At 64.3% G+C, this 17,469-nt stretch carries 15 protein-coding genes; 11 read left to right on the forward strand and 4 right to left on the reverse strand.

The window, feature by feature from the left end:
- Positions 1 to 14: 14 nt before the first annotated feature.
- From ACTHL0_RS10475 to ACTHL0_RS10490, 4 genes are all read right to left on the reverse strand, one after another.
- Entirely contained in the window at positions 15 to 782 is a 768-nt protein-coding gene (locus tag ACTHL0_RS10475) for a PP2C family protein-serine/threonine phosphatase (protein WP_440566659.1), read from the reverse strand.
- 12 nt (positions 783 to 794) lie between these two features.
- The gene (tagH, locus tag ACTHL0_RS10480; RefSeq protein WP_440566660.1) at positions 795 to 2,213 is read right to left on the reverse strand and encodes a type VI secretion system-associated FHA domain protein TagH; all 1,419 of its coding nucleotides are present in this window, start codon (positions 2,211 to 2,213) and stop codon (positions 795 to 797) included.
- A 47-nt stretch (positions 2,214 to 2,260) separates the two neighbouring features.
- Entirely contained in the window at positions 2,261 to 2,611 is a 351-nt protein-coding gene (locus ACTHL0_RS10485; RefSeq protein ID WP_440566661.1) for a TssQ family T6SS-associated lipoprotein, read from the reverse strand.
- A gap of 363 nt (positions 2,612 to 2,974) precedes the next feature.
- Entirely contained in the window at positions 2,975 to 3,232 is a 258-nt protein-coding gene (locus ACTHL0_RS10490; protein WP_440566683.1) for a hypothetical protein, read from the reverse strand.
- On the opposite strand from ACTHL0_RS10490, the gene tssJ reads away from it, so the two are divergent.
- The 11 genes from tssJ (at position 3,190) to tssE (ending at position 17,467) form a co-directional block, all read left to right on the forward strand.
- Entirely contained in the window at positions 3,190 to 3,759 is a 570-nt protein-coding gene (gene tssJ, locus ACTHL0_RS10495) for a type VI secretion system lipoprotein TssJ (RefSeq protein WP_440566662.1), read from the forward strand. The two genes, ACTHL0_RS10490 and tssJ, sit on opposite strands and share 43 nt — an antisense overlap.
- The gene (gene tssK / locus ACTHL0_RS10500; protein WP_440566663.1) at positions 3,756 to 5,126 is read left to right on the forward strand and encodes a type VI secretion system baseplate subunit TssK; all 1,371 of its coding nucleotides are present in this window, start codon (positions 3,756 to 3,758) and stop codon (positions 5,124 to 5,126) included. The genes tssJ and tssK overlap by 4 nt, the downstream gene beginning before the upstream one ends.
- Before the next feature lie 22 nt (positions 5,127 to 5,148).
- The gene (locus ACTHL0_RS10505) at positions 5,149 to 6,531 is read left to right on the forward strand and encodes a DotU family type VI secretion system protein (RefSeq protein WP_440566664.1); all 1,383 of its coding nucleotides are present in this window, start codon (positions 5,149 to 5,151) and stop codon (positions 6,529 to 6,531) included.
- 2 nt (positions 6,532 to 6,533) lie between these two features.
- The gene (gene tssM / locus ACTHL0_RS10510; RefSeq protein ID WP_440566665.1) at positions 6,534 to 10,187 is read left to right on the forward strand and encodes a type VI secretion system membrane subunit TssM; all 3,654 of its coding nucleotides are present in this window, start codon (positions 6,534 to 6,536) and stop codon (positions 10,185 to 10,187) included.
- Positions 10,184 to 10,894 (forward strand): type VI secretion system-associated protein TagF, encoded by a 711-nt coding sequence (gene tagF, locus ACTHL0_RS10515; RefSeq protein WP_440566682.1) that lies wholly within the window; start codon positions 10,184 to 10,186, stop codon positions 10,892 to 10,894. The genes tssM and tagF overlap by 4 nt, the downstream gene beginning before the upstream one ends.
- A 112-nt stretch (positions 10,895 to 11,006) precedes the next feature.
- On the forward strand, positions 11,007 to 13,028 hold the full coding sequence (locus ACTHL0_RS10520; protein WP_440566666.1) for a protein kinase domain-containing protein: 2,022 nt from the start codon (positions 11,007 to 11,009) through the stop codon (positions 13,026 to 13,028).
- A gap of 15 nt (positions 13,029 to 13,043) precedes the next feature.
- Positions 13,044 to 14,090 (forward strand): type VI secretion system protein TssA, encoded by a 1,047-nt coding sequence (tssA, locus tag ACTHL0_RS10525; RefSeq protein ID WP_440566667.1) that lies wholly within the window; start codon positions 13,044 to 13,046, stop codon positions 14,088 to 14,090.
- A gap of 73 nt (positions 14,091 to 14,163) precedes the next feature.
- Entirely contained in the window at positions 14,164 to 14,760 is a 597-nt protein-coding gene (tssB, locus tag ACTHL0_RS10530) for a type VI secretion system contractile sheath small subunit (RefSeq protein ID WP_440566668.1), read from the forward strand.
- Positions 14,753 to 16,276, forward strand: a complete 1,524-nt coding sequence (gene tssC / locus ACTHL0_RS10535; protein WP_440566669.1) for a type VI secretion system contractile sheath large subunit — start codon at positions 14,753 to 14,755, stop codon at positions 16,274 to 16,276. Before tssB ends, tssC begins: the two co-directional genes overlap by 8 nt.
- Positions 16,277 to 16,342: 66 nt before the next feature.
- Positions 16,343 to 16,834 carry an Hcp family type VI secretion system effector gene (locus ACTHL0_RS10540; RefSeq protein WP_440566670.1) on the forward strand — a complete coding sequence of 164 codons (492 nt, stop codon included), beginning with the start codon at positions 16,343 to 16,345 and terminating at the stop codon, positions 16,832 to 16,834.
- Positions 16,835 to 16,852: 18 nt separating this feature from the next.
- A complete protein-coding gene (gene tssE, locus ACTHL0_RS10545) occupies positions 16,853 to 17,467 on the forward strand; it encodes a type VI secretion system baseplate subunit TssE (RefSeq protein ID WP_440566671.1) in 615 nt (204 codons plus the stop codon).
- Positions 17,468 to 17,469 lie beyond the last annotated feature (2 nt).

Raw genomic sequence — 17,469 nt, forward strand, 5'->3', positions numbered from 1 at the left:
CACGTCGCCTGCCGTTATCGGATCGAGGCAAGCGTGACGCGTTCGGGGTGGCCGATCCATACTGCGAGCGCCGAATAATTGTCGGTCTGGCCGTCGGGACCGGCGTGCGTTCTGGCGGCTTCGACCAACACGGCCAACCAGTCGTCGACGGTATGCACGATGCGCAGGCTGTGCTCGATTGCGTCGTCAGGCAACTGCTGCCACAAGCCGTCCGTGCAAAGCAGGAACGCATCGCCATCGTGGATCGGGATTGCCCTGGCGACGCTCGGTCCTGCATCCGCGCGGACGCCGAGCGCGAGATGCAGCAGCCGGGGGCTGATGCCGTCGCAGGGTAGGCCCGCATCGGCAAGCTGCTGGACGAGGCTATGATCGCGCGTTCGCGCAATCAGGACGCCGCGACGAAACAAGTACAAACGGCTGTCGCCAAGATGCGCCCATTGCGCAGTGCATTGCCGCTGGTCGATCAGCAGCGCCGCAACGGTGGCGGCCATTCTGCGTTGCGCCGGCGTGCGTTGCTGTTCCGCCAGGATCGCCTGATTGGCGGCGGCGATGGCCGTATGCAGCGCGTCGCCCTGTTCGTTGTTGTCCGGGTGCGTGCGGTCGGCGCACTGCGCGAGCACCGTTGCGACAGCCAGTTTCGAGGCGACTTCTCCGCCAGGTGCACCCGCGACTCCGTCGCTGATGACGAAGCATTCGCGTGCGTCGTAGGCGACATGACCGATCGCGTCCTGGTTGGTCGTTCTGCTTCCCGAGTGCGAAAACTGCGCGTGCGAAATCTTCATTCGGTCGCGCGTTCAGGTGCGGGCGTGGCCGCGGTAGCCTTCGACTTCCGCGTCGTAGGCGGCGAGGAACGATTTCCCGAATACGGACGCGAAGTCGTCTTCGATCGCGAACATGGCATCGCGATGGGTGGTGACGTAGCGGTCCCACATGCGAGCCTTGTAGAGCGTTGGCACATAGCGTTCATACCAGCGCGGCGCGATATCGCGTTCGCGCAGGCGCTGCGGGGAAAAGCGCGCGAGCAGATCCATCAGTGCTGCCCGCATGCCGGCAACCATGCCGATCTGGTGTGCGTGCAGGTCCTGAAATGCGTCTCGCACAGCGCTTTGCGGCGACATGAATCCCGGAAACGGGAGGCCGAACATCTGCCGTAATACGGAGCCTCCGTCAGGCAGCAGCTTGAGCGGATTGTTCTCTCGATCGAGCAGCATCGTCATATCCGCCTTGACCTCGCGCTTCAGGATGCTGCGCGACGACAGCAGTTCGACTGTGCCGTTCGCAAACAATGTCAGCAATTGTCCCGCAACGAGCATTTGTTCCGGCGACAACTGACGGTGCGTCGACGGATCAAGACCGGTGCCTTCGAGGAACGCGCGCAGCAGCGCGTCGGCCGATGCCGGTTGGCTTGTGCGCGCAGTCGCGTCTTCCGAGGGGGGAGGTGGGGGCTTGGCTACGATCGGGTCGCCTGCGGCGGTGTGCGTCTCCGCGGGTTCTGGCTTCGATGTCGTTGCGACGCCTTGCAGGCGGACGTGGCTTGTCCAGTCGGGATGGTGATCCGATTGCGTGACGGCAGATGCGCCGACTGAAGACAAGGGATCGATGCCGGCCGAGGCGGATGGGACGCCGAACAGATCGAGCGGATCGGTGGAAAGCTGTCGAAGCTCGCCACGGACCGGTGCATGGGCGCCGGCAGCAACAGGGGTTGCGTTGTCCGGTTGCGACGGTGGCTTGCCGGTTGCGGCCTTGCTGTCAAAACGGGGCTGGGAGGAGGGCCATCGCGGGTCGGGCAAACTCGCCGCCTGTCGGTCCGGTGCGGCCTCGCTCACGGCGGCGTGCTGCGCCATCGCGACATCCGCTTCGGCGTCTCCCTGGCCGTCTGCCGTCACATGAACCGAGGCTGGCGCCTCTGCGCGCAGCACGTACGAACCGATACGGATCAGGTCGCCGGTATGCAGGTTCTGGCTCTGCGCATACGCAACCGGGGCATGGTTGACCTCGATGGTTGCGACGCTGCTCAAGTTCTTCAGCGAACAGGTGTCGCCGTTTATCTGCAACAGCGCTTGCAGCCGCGAAATCTGCCGCGTGTCGTCGCGCAGTACCAAGTGGTTGTCATGGTCCCGGCCGATGGTGCCACCGGGCGGGTGGAACACGACGGTGGTTCGCCGGTCCTGGCTAACCGGTTGGCCTGCGTGCTCGATAACGATCAGTTGCATGGGTCGATACGTGTTCGGATGGGGGAGTGCGCGTGAGGCTGACGCGCTTACGACGACGCCGCATGCTTGCGGCGCGCTGCTTCGAATGCCGGCCCCCAAATCGGGTGTCCCTTCTCGGCGGGGGACAGTTCGAATTGAGGCGCGATATTGAGGATCTTCGTGAACTCCGCTCGACAAAGCGTGATGCGGTTCGTCAAGCAGTAGCTGAATGCCATCAGCTTGTGCGCCTCGACCTCCATATCGGGGGACGCGCTATCGAGATCGTGCGAGTGGCCGAGCACATAGAGCGTGCGCTCGTAGTCGCCTTTGTCATACGCGGCATGTGCGCTGTCGAGCGTCGCACGCGAGGCCGACTGCGCACGGGAAGCGGGCGTACTGCACGCGCTGAGGCCGAGCATGAGCGCGCTGCAAAACAGCACGGCACTACTGAATGGCGAACATTTCATTCTGAAAGAAACGAACGTTGGAATAAAAGCGGCTGAGCGGTTGAAGCGTGGCTGGCTGTGATTTTAGTCCTGCTAATAACGGCTTACGACATATCCGTTACTTTCTGTTGCAATTTGGTGGGTGAATTTCTACTCATTTTGCATAGACGTGAAAATCTGTGGCTTGAGTCGTAAAAAAATCGGCGCTATAGTTCAGCCACATTTGAGCCCGGCTACTTCTCTTTTGGCGATATCGGCCCGGTCAACCATCCGGCTGCGGGCGCCTTGCCTTCGCGCGCCGCGCCGTAAGGGGTACACAGTAGCGTTTATGCGATTTCACCGCCCAGTTTCAATGAGCGGGCTCAGCCGTTTTTCCTGAAATGGAATGATGGCGGGTGGCGCTTGAGGAAGAATTTTTTGTCGATTATTTTTTCGCGTAAGCGGTGAGATTTTCGTGTTATTGCAAATATAAATTTGCCTGGAATTCAGATAGCCATTTGCCATATTGTCGGCAAAGATTCGATGACTTTTATCTAGGGTTGAAAAACGGAATGAGGCAATTGCAATGGCCCGCCAGTTGTCTGGTATCGGCATGTCTACTATTGGTCCCGGGGTGCGCTTCCACAGAGCATGCCGCCGCGGCGCCGTACTCGGTTACGTTCAACGTTGCGGGCGACGTGAATCCGGATGCCAGCCGCAGACCGACGCCGATCGTGTTGAAGGTGTTCCAATTGAAGGCGTCTTCGGCGTTCGACAGCGCTGACTTCTTTTCATTGCAGAGCAAGCCGGAGGGTGTGCTCGGCAGCGAATTGATCGGTGTCGACCGCGTCATCCTGCGTCCGGGCGAGTCCCGCACGCTGCACTACTCGGGCAGCGTCGACGCGCACGCCATCGGCGTGGTCGCGGAGTACCGGCAGATCGAGCAGAGCCGCTGGAAGCTGACGATCCCCCTGCCGCCGCCGAAGCACCTCAATTTCTACCGTTTCTGGCAGACCTCGCCCGCCGAGATGAAGGTGACGGTCGCGGTGAAGAACGGTGGCGTTGCGCTGGGCAACCAGGCCGCGTTGGACAACCTCGTGCGCCCGCAGCTTGCCGGCAACAACCTCCAGGAATACCAATGACCGAGCCGATCTTGTCTTCAACGTCGGTCGCGGCATTGCGCCAGCGTGTGGTCTGGACCGAAGGGATGTTTCTGCGTCCGCAGCACTTCCAGCAGCTTGAGCGCCATTGGGAACGTTACGTTCGTGTGCGTTGCGGCGCATTGCAGGGGTTCTTCTGGGGCTTCGACGAACTCGAGATCGACCGCGATCTGCTCGCGCTGGGCAAGATCGCGCTGTTGTCCGCATCGGGCGTGATGCGCGACGGTACGCCCTTTGACCTTTCGCACCCGGATGATCGTCCCGAGCCATTCGACCTACCCGCGGACGCAAAGAATGTGCTCGTGGTGTTGGCCTTGCCCCTGTGGCGAGCAGGTGGCGAAGAAGTATCGTTCGGCGGCGAAGCCCATACGGACCACGCCCGCTATACGGTGTGCGAGCATGAAGTAGCGGACGCGAACACGGTCGCGCTTGGGCCGGCATTGTTGCAGACCGGGCGTCTGAATGCGCGGCTGATGCACGAAGCCGAGCTGACGGGCGACTGGCAGGCACTTGGCGTGTTGCATGTCGTCGAGCGAGCGGCCGATGGGCATCTCGTGATCGACGAGAGTTACATTCCGCCGCGGCTCGTCGCGGGGCGTGATCCGTTGCTGGTGCGTTATACGCGGGAGCTGCACGGGTTGCTTGCGCAACGCGGCGACGCGCTGGGCGAGCGGCTTGCGCAGCCGGGACGCGGCGGGGTGTCCGAGGTTGCCGATTTTTTGTTGCTGCAACTGGTTAACCGCTATCTGGCGGTGACGTGGCACGCGCAGCAGAACGTGGTCGTGCATCCCGAAACGCTATTTTGCGACTGGCTCAAGCTCTCGTGCGACCTCTGCACCTTTACGGCGGCGGGGCGGCGTCCGCAGACATTGCCGATCTATTACCACGACGATCTGCGCACGACTTTCGGTGCGTTGATGACGGAGCTGCGCCGGGCCCTTTCCGCGGTGCTCGAACAGAATGCGATCGAGATCGAACTGGCCGATGCAGGAAACGGCGTGCGGGTTGCGGTGATCGCCGATCCGGCGTTGCGGGAGCAAGCCGGTTTTGTGCTGGCCGTCCATGCCGATGTGCCTGCGGACGCGCTCCGCACGCGTTTTCCGGCGCAGGCGAAGCTTGGGCCCGTCGAACGCATTCACGACCTCGTCCATCTGCAACTGCCTGGCATCGGCATGCGGCAGTTGCCTGTCGCGCCGCGGCAGATTCCGTACCACGCCGGCCACACCTATTTCGAAATCGACAAGGGCAGTGAGCTATGGCGTCAGTTGGAGCGCTCAGGCGGGCTCGGCTTCCATATCGCCGGTGATTTTCCTTCGCTGTCGATGGCGTTTTGGGCGATTCGAGGCTAGGCGCTGAACCAGGGCATTCCAGATGAACTCTCCTTCCGATTCATTTGCCGCCGGTGTCGGCGGCTTTGTTCCGCCCAATCCCGGTGGTACCGGCGGCGCAGGCGTTGCGCCGTCGTCCGCTGCGGCGGCGGGGGCGGCCGAACCGGCGCCCGGTCACTGGGCGGCGAGCGGCACCAACCCGCTCGTCGCGGCTGCCAATCCGCTGTTGAACCTTGTGCCGCAGATTCGCTCGGCCGTGCACCACCCCAACCCTGCGTGGTTGCGGGAGCATCTGGCCGCCGAAATCCGCCAGTTCGAGACGCGCGCGCAGCAGGCGGGCGTCGCTCCCGAAGCCATCATCGGCGCACGCTACTGCCTGTGCACGGCGCTTGACGAGGCAGCGGCGCTGACGCCGTGGGGTGCGGGTGTCTGGTCCGCGCACAGTTTGCTCGTGCAGTTCCACAACGAGACATGGGGCGGCGAGAAATTCTTCCAAGTGCTGGAGCGCCTGTCGCAGCATCCGCGTCAGCATCTGGATCTGCTGGAGCTGCTCTACTTTTGTCTCGCGCTCGGGTTCGAGGGCCGCTATCGCGTGCTCGACAACGGTCGCTCGCAGCTCGAAGCGCTACGCCAGCAGCTTGCGCAAACCATTCGCTCGATGCGCGGCGAATACGACGCAGCGCTGTCGCCGCATTGGCGCGACGTGCAGACAAACGATGCGGTAAAGCGTCCCGTGGCGCCCCTGTGGGTCTACGCCGTGCTCGCGCTGCTCGTCGGCGTCGGCGTGTTCGTCACGTTGCGAATCATGCTCGCGAATCATTCGGATCAGTTGTTCGCATCGATCGATGCGCTGCATCTGCCGCAACTGCAGCCGGCTCAAGGCCCGCCGGCTCCGGCCCCGTCACCGCGGCTCGCCCGCTTCCTCCAACCCGAAATCCAGGCTGGCCTCGTCACCGTGCGCGATGAGGCCGATCGCAGTGTCGTGGTCCTGCGTGGCGATGGTCTGTTCGCATCGGGTTCGGTCGATGTCATCGACCGCTATGTGCCCGTATTGATGCGCGTCGCCGACGCGCTTAACGGCGTGCACGGCAATGTGCGCGTGACGGGCTATACCGACGATGTGCCCGTGCATACGGTGCGCTTCGCATCGAATTGGGACCTGTCGCGGGAGCGCGCCGAGGCCGTGCGCAGCTTGCTTGCGGCTCGGCTCAACGAGCCGCGTCGCCTCGCGGCGGAAGGGCGGGGCTCGCTCGATCCGATCGTACCGAACGACAACCCGGCCGACCGCGCGCGCAACCGGCGAGTCGAGATCACGCTGATGCTCGCGCCGACGTCGGGCGGCTCGGCGGGCAACGCCCCAGCCGGCACCCTGCCGGGTCCGCTCTCAGCCCCGGCCTCGGGCCCGAAAGTCATGGAGACGCACTGAGCATGAACGCCGTTTTTGAGCGCATCGCACGACCGCTGCGGCGTCGCGAAGTGATGACCTTCGCGGGCCTTGTCGTACTTGCGGGGCTGATATGGGTTGCAGGCCCGCTGCTCGCATTCGCAGACTATCGACCGCTCGATAGCGCGTGGGCGCGTCTGCTTCTCATCGTCGCGCTGATCGCGATTTGGGCAGGGCGGATCGCATGGCATCGCTGGCGCGCGGCACAACTGAACGCACAAATGTTGAATCAGTTGCGCGCGGGTGCACCATCGCGTCCCTCGCAACAGGAGACGACGCAACCGCATCTCGAAGCGTTGCGCAACCGTTTCGACGAAGCCGCCACGCTGCTCAAGCGGGTCAGCTTCGGGGCCGCCGCGCGCGCGCGCGACGGCCAGGGTGCGGGCAATGCGTTCGCGCACTGGTTCGGGCGCATGTCGCGCCAGTATCTGTATCAGTTGCCGTGGTATGTCTTCATCGGTGCACCGGGGTCAGGCAAAACGACGGCGCTCGTGAATTCGGGGCTTAGCTTTCCGCTCGCGGAGCAGTTCGGCCGGGCAGCGATTCGCGGCGTGGGCGGCACGCGCCACTGCGATTGGTGGTTCACGAACGACGCGGTGTTAATCGACACAGCCGGCCGCTACACGACGCATGAAAGTAACCGCGCGCTCGATGAGAGCGAGTGGAACGGCTTCGTAGAACTGCTGAAAAAGTACCGTACGCGCCAGCCGCTCAATGGGGCCATGCTGACGATCAGCGTGGCCGATCTGCTCGGCGCGTCGGAGGCGGAACGTACCCAGCACGCGATGGTTTTGCGTCGCCGCTTACAAGAGTTGCGCACGCAGTTGGGCATCCAGTTTCCCGTCTACCTGCTCGTGACGAAGGCCGATCTTCTGGCTGGCTTCACCGAATATTTCGGTGCGCTCGGGAGGAACGAACGCGCGCAGGTTTGGGGGTTCACGTTCGCACTGCGCGAAAGCAGCGCGCCCGGTTTCGAGTTGCGCACTGCGTTCGACCGCGAGTATCAGTTGCTGCATCAACGGCTTAACGATGCACTGCCCGAGTTGCTGGCAGCGCAAAGCGATGCGCGTCATCGCGAGATGGCCTATCTGCTGCCGCAGCAGTTTGCCGATCTGCAGGACGTGCTGAACCAGTTTGTCGCCGAAGTATTCTCGGCATCGACGCTCGGACCCATGCCGACGCTGCGCGGCCTCTATTTCACCAGCGGCACGCAGGAGGGCACGGCGTTCGATCGCGTGATGGGCGGCATCAAGCGCTATCTGAAGATCGAAGGTGCGCCGCTGGCGACACAGGTGGGCTCTACGGGGCGCAGCTTTTTTCTGAAGAACCTGCTGCAGGAGCACATTTTTCGAGAGGCGGCGCTGGCCGGCAGCAACATGCGCTGGCATCGGCGACGGCACGCGCTGCGGATCGCGAGCTACGCTGCGCTTGCCCTGTTGCTCTGCGTGGCGCTCGGCATGTGGCTGCGCAGCTACGCGCGCAATCTTGCCTATCTGGACGAGGTGGCCGCGCGTGTACCGGTGGTCGATGCTCAGGTGAGTCACGCGAAACTGACCGACTCCGACGACATCGCCCGCTTGTTGCCTGCACTCGACGCGTTGCGCGCGCTGCCGGCATCCGCGCGGTTCGATCTGCGAAACCCGCCACTGGCGTATCGCTGGGGCTTGTTCCAGGGCGAGAAGATCGACGAGGCGGCGGCTGTGATCTATCGCCGCGCGCTCGACAACGTGCTCCTGCCGATTGCGGCGCGGCGGATGGAAGCGTCGCTGCTCGACGCCCGCAACGGTGATGACGAATACGCCTATGCGGCGCTCAAAGCCTATCTGATGCTGTACGACCGCACTCATTTCGACCCGTCGTATGTGCAGGCCGTGGTGGATCTCGAAATGGAGCGCTCGCTGCCGGCTGACTTCCCGTCTGCGCAACGCGTGTCGCTGCGGGCGCATCTGGCCGCGCTATTCGGCGACCGGATCGCGGTTTCGCCGTTTCCGATGAACGAGCGCCTGGTTGCCGATGTGCGGGACCGTCTGCGGCAGATTCCATTTGCGCAACGGCTCTATGGCCAATTGAGGCACACCTTGCGTGCGAGCACGGCGTCCTGGGACTTCAGCGTCGAACAGGCCGTGGGCCCGGATGCGTCGCTGGTCTTTCGGCGGCGCAGCGGCAAGGGGCTCGCCGATGGCGTGCAGGGTCTTTATACGCCGAGCGGCTACTGGCGTGTGTTCGACCAACGGCTGGCCGGCGAGATCGACGCTGCTGGCCGCGAGGAAGTGTGGGTATTGAATCTGGCGGCATCCGAGGTGCTGAATGGGAGCAACGCGGCGACGTGGGCGCGCAATGTGCGGCAGCTTTATCTGAACGACTACATCAAGACCTGGGACGACTATCTGGCCGATCTCGCGGTGCGGCACGGTGCGACGCTCACGCAAAGCATCCAGATCGCACGCACGCTGTCGGCGCAGGATTCGCCGCTCGTGCGGCTGGTCGGCGCGCTGGCGCATGAGACGGCGCTCGGCGAAGGGGGCGGCCGGCACGCGCTCACGGCGCAGGCGGAGAGCAAGGTCGACGAAGCGCGCAGTTCGCTTGCGCAAATTTTCACCGGGCCGTCCTCGGGCGACGCGGGCGCAGCCCCATCGCCGGCCCAGCCGGAGGACATCGTCGACAGCCATTTTGCCGGCTTGCGCGCGTTGGCGCCGTCATCGGGCAGCAAGCGCGACGCGGGCGCCGGGCCGCTCGATCCGACGCTCAAGCAGATCGACGCGCTCTATACCTATTTGGTCGCGACCGACGATGCGTTGCGCAGCGGCTCCACTGCGCCGCCTTCCGGCGTGCCCGATCAGGTGCGCGCACAGGCCGGCCGCTTACCGACGCCCGTGCGCGAAATGCTCGACGACCTCTCGAATGCAGCGAACGGCAACGTCGCGTCGGTCGAACAACAGAATGTCGCGTTGAGCGCCGGCGCCAGCGTCGGTGATTTTTGCCGGCAGGCGATCGCGGGGCGCTATCCATTCGCGCGCGGCTCGGCACGCAACGTCGCGCCGGCGGACTTCGCGCAGATGTTCGCGCCGGGAGGGCTGATGGACGACTTCTTCCAGAAGCACTTGCAATCGCTCGTGAATACATCGTCGGACCCGTGGCGCTTCAACAACCATCCGGCCGGCACCAACGGCACGGACGCGACGCTGCTCGCGCCGTTTCAGAAAGCAACCGCCATCCGCGACACCTATTTCGCACCGGGCAGCCACGACGCGCAACTGAAGGTCGAGATCAAGCCGCTCGACATGGACCCGTCGATCACGGAAATGGTGCTCGACGTCGACGGCCAGGTCATCCGCTATGCGCACGGGCCGCAGGTGCCCGCGACGGTGCAGTGGCCGGGGCCGGGCGGCAGCAACCAGGTGCGCCTGCAGGTATTCGGGCAAAACGGTGCGGCCAGCGGCTTCGTCACCGAAGGGCCGTGGGCGATGCATCGGCTGTTCGATCGTGCGGCGGTATCGGCAGGGGGCGAGTCCGGGCAGATGGTCGCGCGCTTCACGGTCGACGGTAAGCCACTGTCGTTCCAAGTGACAACGGGCAGCATCCGTAATCCGTTCCGCCTGCCGCAGATGGAGTCGTTCACGTGTCCGGCGAAGTCATGAGCGCGGTGTCGCTATCGGATGAGTGCACGGGCGAAGGCACGTCGCCGGCATGGTACGGAAAGATTCCCGGCGCGGGTGACTTCGTCAACCGGCGGTTACCGCACGAGCTGGCCCGCTGGTGGGAGCGTTGGGTGCAGCAGGGGATGAGCACGATGCGGCAGCACGGCGCCGACGACATCGAGCGCTACTACACGGTCGCGCCGGTGTGGAACTTCCTGATTCCGGCCGGTGCGGGCGCGGCGTGCGTGCAGGCCGGGTGTCTCGCCCCGAGTTGCGATCGCGTCGGGCGCTATTACCCGCTGGTCGTCACGCAGCCGATTCGGGCAGTGGATTACTGGAGCGGACTGCCCGATGCCGCCGATCCGTTCTACCGGCTGATCGGCAGCGCGCTGCTCAATGCGATCCGGTACGCGCAGTCGCCCGGACACCTCGAACAGGCGCTCGCGCATGCGCGACTGTTGCCGGGGTGCGCAGTCGCGGCTGCCGGCGGTTCGGGCCGGTCACACGAGCCGCCGCGGTCGCATCGGCAAGACGCGGCTCCGATGGCGGCGTGGCCGGGGCTTTCGCAGTATTTCGACCCCTACGGGGCGACGAGCTTTTGGTGGACCAATCGCATCGACGGATCACCGCTGCGGACTCACGCACACACCGGCACGCCCGACGCGCGGCTGTTCGTCCGGCTGTTCGGTGCGCCGCAGAGCAGTTGACGAGCCCGCGACAGCGGTACGACACGCGTGGGATGGATGTCATGCAAGGGCCTGCACCGCTGGATGGATGCTTCGGATGCGGACCAGGGACGAGCGTAGCTAGAGGTTGCAGATGACGGAACAACTATCGAGAGAAAGCGAGCAGGATGCCGGCGCGGGCGTGGCCACAGTGGCTGGCCAGCCGGTGCGGCCATTGCCGGTCGGCCATCGGATCGGCGAATTACAAATCGAGGCGATGCTGGGCGGCGGTGGCTTCGGCATCGTCTACCGTGCGTTCGATATCGCGTTGCAGCGCGTGGTGGCGATCAAGGAGTATATGCCGTCGATGCTGGCGGTGCGTCATGGCGACCAGACCGTCTCGCTGCGCTCGGAGCGCTTCGCGCAGGCATTCGACGCGGGCAGAAGCGCATTTTTGAACGAAGCGCGGTTGCTCGCGCAATTCGACCACCCGGGCCTGGTCAAGGTGCTGCACTTCGGTTCGAGTCATGGCACCGCCTACATGGTGACGCCGTTCTACGAGGGAAGCACGCTCAAGCAACTGCTCGAAAGCGGCATGCAAATGAGCGAGGCACAGTTGCGCGAGATCACGGCCGCATTGCTCGGTGCGCTCGAAACGCTGCATCGCGCGCAGTGCTTTCACCGTGACATCTCGCTCGACAATATCCTGATCCGCCCGGATGGCAAGCCTGTCCTGCTCGACTTTGGTGCCGCACGCAAGCAGATCGGCGATCTCGTCGACGACAGCGCGATGATGCTGAAGCCGGGCTACGCGCCGATCGAGCAATACACCGATGACCCTGCATTCAGTCAGGGGCCTTGGACCGATCTATACGCGCTGGGCGCGGTGATGCATGCGATGGTGTCTGGCGAGTTACCGCCTGCGGCCGTGGTGCGCAGCATTCAGGACAGCTACCAGCCGCTCGCGTCGCGAAGGTTGACGGAGCGGGATCGCTACAGCCAGCCGTTTCTCGCCGCGATCGATCATGCGTTGCAGTTGCGTATCGCCGAACGGCCGGAGTCCGTCGCGCAATTCGCAGCGGAGCTGGGGGTGCAGGGGTTCGAGGCGGAAGCTCGGGCGCCGGCCAATGAGGCGAAGTCCGCGGTGATAGCAGGGGGGGTGTCACAGCAGACACCCGAGTCAATGCCGGAGAAAAATGAGCCGGACGCGCTCCGGGAAGTGACGCGCCAGCCCGGCGATGCGGGCCCGATTGAGCGTGAACAGACGCAAATTACGCAGGCGGAACAGTCATCACGGTCAACACAGTCAACAACGGCAACTCAGGCAACTCAGGCAACTCAGGCAACTCAGGCAACGCGGTCCGAACATCCGGCGCGGGCGACACGGGTTCCGGGCCGCGAAAGCCGTCTGTCGATGCCGTCGATATTGTTGCGTCCGACGATGCTTTATGGCGGGGCAGCACTGCTTGTCGTGCTCATCGGTGGCATGACCGCCGTGCACTTTTTCCGATCGGGGAAGACGACGCCGGAGCCGACGGCGGTACTGGCAGTCGCGCATTCATCCGCGAAATCGCACATGCAATCCGCGCCGAGCATCGCTGCGAACTCGAACAGCACGTCCGTACCGCAAGCACAGCCCGGCGTGAATCGCGACGCCCCGGCGGCAAGCCTCGATGCATCGGAAGCGGTCGTCGCCGAGACGCCATCCGTTCCGGATGCGCATGTGACCGCGACCGTGCCCGCCGTATCCGCGTCCGCGACCGCAGGATCGACGCCCGTTACCGGAGGGTCCGCGCCCGTGGCCGCGGAATCCACCCCCGTGACCGCAGAATCCGCGCCCGTGACGGCAGCATCCGAGCCCGCGCCCGCCGTCTCCCTGTCTGCGAGCGCCGCATCCGCACCCGCAGCGGCTGAGCCGCAGCCACGCCAGGAAGCTCGACCGCAACAGGAACCCAAGCCTGCCGGCACCGTGCTCGTGCGCTTCCATGTGCTGCCGTGGGGCGACATCTATGTGAATGGCGTCAGACGCGGCGCGAGCCCGCCGCTCCGCTCGCTGCCGCTCACCCCTGGCGTCTATCAGATTGAAATTCGTAACGGCGCGCTGCCTCCGCTGCGCCGCATGCTGGCGATCGATGTGGGCAGCAGGCCGATCACCATTGACTACGTATTCGAATGACACGACGTGCAAACCATGGACAGAGCAGAACAGATCGAAGCGTTACTCACCGGTGTCGAGCCTGACGCGCTGTGCGGCCCGAATCTCGAGTACGACGCGGATTACATCGCGCTCGAACAGAACGCGGTGGGCAAGCCTGAGCAGCAATACGGCGACACCGTCATTCCGGCTGAAGAGCCCGACTGGGCCGCCGTCGAGCGCCTTGCGCTACGCCTCCTCACTCGAACGAAGGACCTGCGTGTCGCCGGGCTCTTGACGCGCAGCTGGATCGCGCTGCGCGGACTTGCCGGCTATGCGGATGGCCTGCACGTCGTAGCCGGGCTCGTCGAGCAATGGTGGGATGAGGTGTATCCGCGGCTCGATATGGACGGCGAGCTCGATTCGACCCAACGGATGAACGCACTCGCCGAGGTGGCAGGCGCGCATCGCTGTGCGCAGGCGGCTCGCGCGCAGGCCTTGATCGACGGACTGAGCGTGCGCGATGCCGCGCGCGTGCTCGACGGCCAAGGCGCGGAACTCGAACATTATCCGGGCGGGCGCGGACGGTTCGAGGCCGATCTGCTGCGAGCGCGCGCCGCAGGACACCCCGCGCTCCTGGCCGGCCTCGCCGCGCTCGACGCCATCGAGGCGATTCGCGCATCGGTGTCGGCGCGGCTTGGCGATGCAGGGCGGCTCGACATCAGCGACTTCGAGAAGACGTTGTGCCGTATCCGGAACGAGGTGTTGCCCCCTGTCGCGGAACAGCCGGATGCAACTTCCGCTGGCCTCGCTGCAGCCGCGGGCCCGGACGGCATGACCGGCACAGCGGACGGCAGCGCGATCGGCACCGTCGATTCCGGCCGTCTATGGCACGCCGCGGAGGTGACGAACCGCGACGACGTGCGGATCGGTCTCGAAAAAATCTGCCGTTACTTCGAAGTTCACGAGCCGAGCCATCCGGCGCCGATCCTGCTGCGTCGCACGCAGCGGCTGCTGACGCTCGATTTCTACGAAATTATCCGCGATCTCGCACCGGAAAGCCTGCCGCGTATCGACGTGCTGAGCGGCCAGCGCAGCGAGTGACGGCCCCACGCCCGGCTCGGCACCGGCGGCATTTTCAGCGGCATTCAACGGCGCAAGCCAGATAGAGGAGCTTATGAAGACGGACAAACAGAGGACAGCGACATCGAGCGGGCAGAAGTTCATCGCCCGCAACCGCGCGCCCCGCGTGCAGATCGAGTACGACGTCGAGGCGTACGGCTCCGAACGCAGCGTGCAGTTGCCGTTCGTGATGGGCGTACTGGCAGACCTCGCAGGCAAGCGCGCCGAGCCGCTGCCGGACCTCGCGGAGCGCAAGTTTCTCGAAATCGACGTCGATAACTTCGACGAACGCATGAAGTCGATTGCACCGCGCGTCGCGTTCCAGGTGCCGAATACGTTGACCGGCGAGGGCCTCATGAATGTCGATATGACATTCGAGCGCATGGACGACTTTTCGCCGGCGGCGATCGCGCGCAACGTCGACGCGTTGCGGCGCCTGCTGGAAGCTCGCACCGAACTGTCGAATCTGCTGTCGTACATGGACGGCAAGCACGGCGCGGAGCAACTGATCGAAAACGCGATCAACGACCCGGCGCTTTTGAAGTCGCTCGCGCGGCATGCCACCCATGACGGCATGGACGGGAAGGGCGAAACCGAAGGCGCCACTGCGATGTCGCGCGTCGAGCCACAGCCGGAGGGTCGCCATGACTGAGCCCCTGTCGTCCAGTGCGGCGCGCAGCAGTACGGGTACGGCCCCCGCCGTCGCGCAGCAAGCCGCGCAGGCGGAATTCGCCGCGCTGCTGCAAAAGGAGTTCAAGCCGAAGACCGAGCAGGCGCGCGAGTCGGTCGAGCATGCTGTGCGCACCCTCGCACAGCAGGCGCTTGAAAACACGGTCGGCGTAACGACCGATGCGTATGGCACGGTCAAGCAGATCATTGCCGAGATCGATCGCAAACTGACCGAGCAGATCAACGAGATCCTCCATCACGAATCGTTCCAGACGTTGGAAGGCGCGTGGCGCGGACTGCACTATCTCGTGAACAACACGGAAACGGACGAACTGCTGAAAATCAAGGTGCTGCCCATCGCGCGCAATGAACTGGCACGCACGCTCAAGCGGTACAAGGGGGTGGCGTGGGATCAGAGCCCGCTGTTCCGGAAAGTCTACGAAGAGGAATACGGCCAGTTCGGCGGCGAGCCGTTCGGCTGCCTCGTCGGCGATTTCCACTTCAATCACAGTCCGCCCGACGTCGAGATGCTGGGTGAACTGTCGAAGATCGCGGCAGCTGCGCATGCGCCGTTTATCGGCGGAGCTTCGCCCGAATTGATGCAGATGGATTCGTGGCAGGAACTCGCCAATCCGCGCGATCTCACGAAGATCTTTCAGAACACCGAATACGCTGCATGGCGCAGCTTGCGCCAGTCTGACGATTCGCGTTACCTCGGCCTCGCGCTCCCTCGCTTTCTGGCACGGCTGCCCTATGGTGCGCGCACGAATCCGGTCGACGAGTTCGATTTCGAAGAGCAGACCGACTCCGCGAGCCACGACCGGTATACGTGGGCCAACTCCGCGTACGCGATGGCAGCCAACATTAACCGCTCGTTCAAGCAGTATGGCTGGTGCTCGTCGATCCGCGGCGTGGAATCGGGCGGGGCGGTGGAAGGGTTGCCCTGCCATACGTTCCCGACGGATGACGGAGGGGTCGATCAGAAGTGCCCGACTGAGATCGCCATCAGCGACCGGCGTGAGGCCGAACTCGCAAAGAACGGCTTTATGCCGCTCGTGCACCGCAAGAATTCTGACTTTGCCGCGTTCATCGGTGCGCAGTCGCTACTGCAATCGGTCGAATACCACGACCCCGATGCGACGGCCAACGCGCGCCTGTCCGGCCGCCTGCCGTACTTGTTCGCTTGCTGCCGCTTCGCGCACTACCTCAAGTGCATCGTGCGCGACAAGATCGGCTCGTTCCAGGAGCGTGCCGACATGGAGCGCTGGCTGAACGACTGGATCATGCATTACGTCGACGGCGACCCGCTCAACTCGTCGCAGGAAACCAAGGCCCGCAAGCCGCTCGCGGCGGCGAACGTGGTTGTCGAGGAGATCGAGGATAACCCGGGCTACTACGCATCGAAGTTCTTCCTGCGCCCGCACTATCAACTCGAAGGGCTCACCGTCTCGCTGCGGCTCGTGTCGAAGCTGCCATCGGCGAAGTCGGCCAATGCATAAGCACTAGAAGCGCATGACTTTGAATCTGAAGTCATTCTGATCGATTCACTCATCACGGAGCAGGCAATGGGCGTAGCAATGTTTATGAAGGTGGACGGCGTCACTGGCGAATCGGAAGACGCACAGCATAAGGGTTGGACCGATATCCAATCGATCTCGTGGGGCGCGAGCCAGGCGGGCGCGATGGCGAGCGGCAGCGGCGGCAACGCCGGGCGCGCGAGCTTCAACGATCTCGCCGTGGTCGCCTATATGGACAAGGGGACGGCGGCCATCCTCAAGAACTGCGTGACCGGCAAACATCTGCCCTCGGTCCAGGTCTCGGCATGCAAGACGGGCGGCACTCAGATCGAGTTCATGAGCATCACGCTACAGGAAGTGCTCGTGACGTCGGCGCAGATTACCGGCGTCGATCCGGGCGATGCGGCGGACCGGTTGCTGATGAACTACAACTTCCAGGCGGCCAAAGTCAAGAAGCAGTACTGGCAGCAGAACGACAACGGCGGCAAGGGCGCCGAAGTGTCGGTTGGCTGGAACATCAAGGAAAACACCGAGATGTAAGCACGGCGGAGCCGATCGATGGAACACAAGATACTGCCGCGCGGCGCGGGGCGCCCCGCATCATCCTCGCCCGCGTCCCCTTCGCTACGTACCGGGCGCGTGCCAGGCGGCACCGGCCACGCTCGCGATCGTCTGCAGCCGGCGTTGCTCGACCGCCTGACCGACTCCGCTCCGCACCAACGCGCGGAGGCGCCCGACGCGCAGGCGATCGACGGCGAGCGCCTGCGCGCGGCGGTGCTGCGCGATCTCGCGTGGCTGCTCAATACCGCGAACGCGGAGGACGGGCACGTCGATTGGTCCGCGTTTGAAGCGGCGCGTGCGTCGGTCGTCAACTATGGGATGCGGCCGCTCGCGGGGCGGCAGATGGCAGGGCTCGAGCGCACGGAGATCGAGTCTTCGATCCGCGATGCAATCCTGCGTTTCGAGCCACGCATCCTGGCTGACAGCGTCGAAGTCCGGAACCTGTCGGAGCCGGCTACGCGTCGTGGGGCCGATGCGCAGCGCCAAAACGTGCTCGCGTTCGAAATCAAGGGAATGCTGTGGCGCTCGCCGTATCCGGTCGAACTCGTGCTGCGGTCGGACGTGGATCTCGAGACCGGCGCGGTTTCGCTGCACGCGCTCACGGGCGGCTGAGG

It is taken from the genome of Trinickia sp. (assembly GCF_051961175.1).
GTDB lineage: Bacteria > Pseudomonadota > Gammaproteobacteria > Burkholderiales > Burkholderiaceae > Trinickia.

Excerpts from the sequence above, each read along its gene's own strand:
- tssM (WP_440566665.1), top strand. The coding sequence starts at position 6,534 with ATGAACGCCGTTTTTGAGCGCATCGCACGACCGCTGCGGCGTCGCGAA.
- tssK (WP_440566663.1), top strand. The coding sequence starts at position 3,756 with ATGACCGAGCCGATCTTGTCTTCAACGTCGGTCGCGGCATTGCGCCAG.
- tssB (WP_440566668.1), top strand. The coding sequence starts at position 14,164 with ATGAAGACGGACAAACAGAGGACAGCGACATCGAGCGGGCAGAAGTTC.
- ACTHL0_RS10520 (WP_440566666.1), top strand. The coding sequence starts at position 11,007 with ATGACGGAACAACTATCGAGAGAAAGCGAGCAGGATGCCGGCGCGGGC.
- tssE (WP_440566671.1), top strand. The coding sequence starts at position 16,853 with ATGGAACACAAGATACTGCCGCGCGGCGCGGGGCGCCCCGCATCATCC.
- ACTHL0_RS10485 (WP_440566661.1), bottom strand. The coding sequence starts at position 2,611 with ATGCTCGGCCTCAGCGCGTGCAGTACGCCCGCTTCCCGTGCGCAGTCG.
- tssJ (WP_440566662.1), top strand. The coding sequence starts at position 3,190 with ATGAGGCAATTGCAATGGCCCGCCAGTTGTCTGGTATCGGCATGTCTA.
- ACTHL0_RS10475 (WP_440566659.1), bottom strand. The coding sequence starts at position 782 with ATGAAGATTTCGCACGCGCAGTTTTCGCACTCGGGAAGCAGAACGACC.
- tssA (WP_440566667.1), top strand. The coding sequence starts at position 13,044 with ATGGACAGAGCAGAACAGATCGAAGCGTTACTCACCGGTGTCGAGCCT.
- tagH (WP_440566660.1), bottom strand. The coding sequence starts at position 2,213 with ATGCAACTGATCGTTATCGAGCACGCAGGCCAACCGGTTAGCCAGGAC.
- ACTHL0_RS10540 (WP_440566670.1), top strand. The coding sequence starts at position 16,343 with ATGGGCGTAGCAATGTTTATGAAGGTGGACGGCGTCACTGGCGAATCG.
- ACTHL0_RS10490 (WP_440566683.1), bottom strand. The coding sequence starts at position 3,232 with ATGCCGATACCAGACAACTGGCGGGCCATTGCAATTGCCTCATTCCGT.
- tssC (WP_440566669.1), top strand. The coding sequence starts at position 14,753 with ATGACTGAGCCCCTGTCGTCCAGTGCGGCGCGCAGCAGTACGGGTACG.
- ACTHL0_RS10505 (WP_440566664.1), top strand. The coding sequence starts at position 5,149 with ATGAACTCTCCTTCCGATTCATTTGCCGCCGGTGTCGGCGGCTTTGTT.
- tagF (WP_440566682.1), top strand. The coding sequence starts at position 10,184 with ATGAGCGCGGTGTCGCTATCGGATGAGTGCACGGGCGAAGGCACGTCG.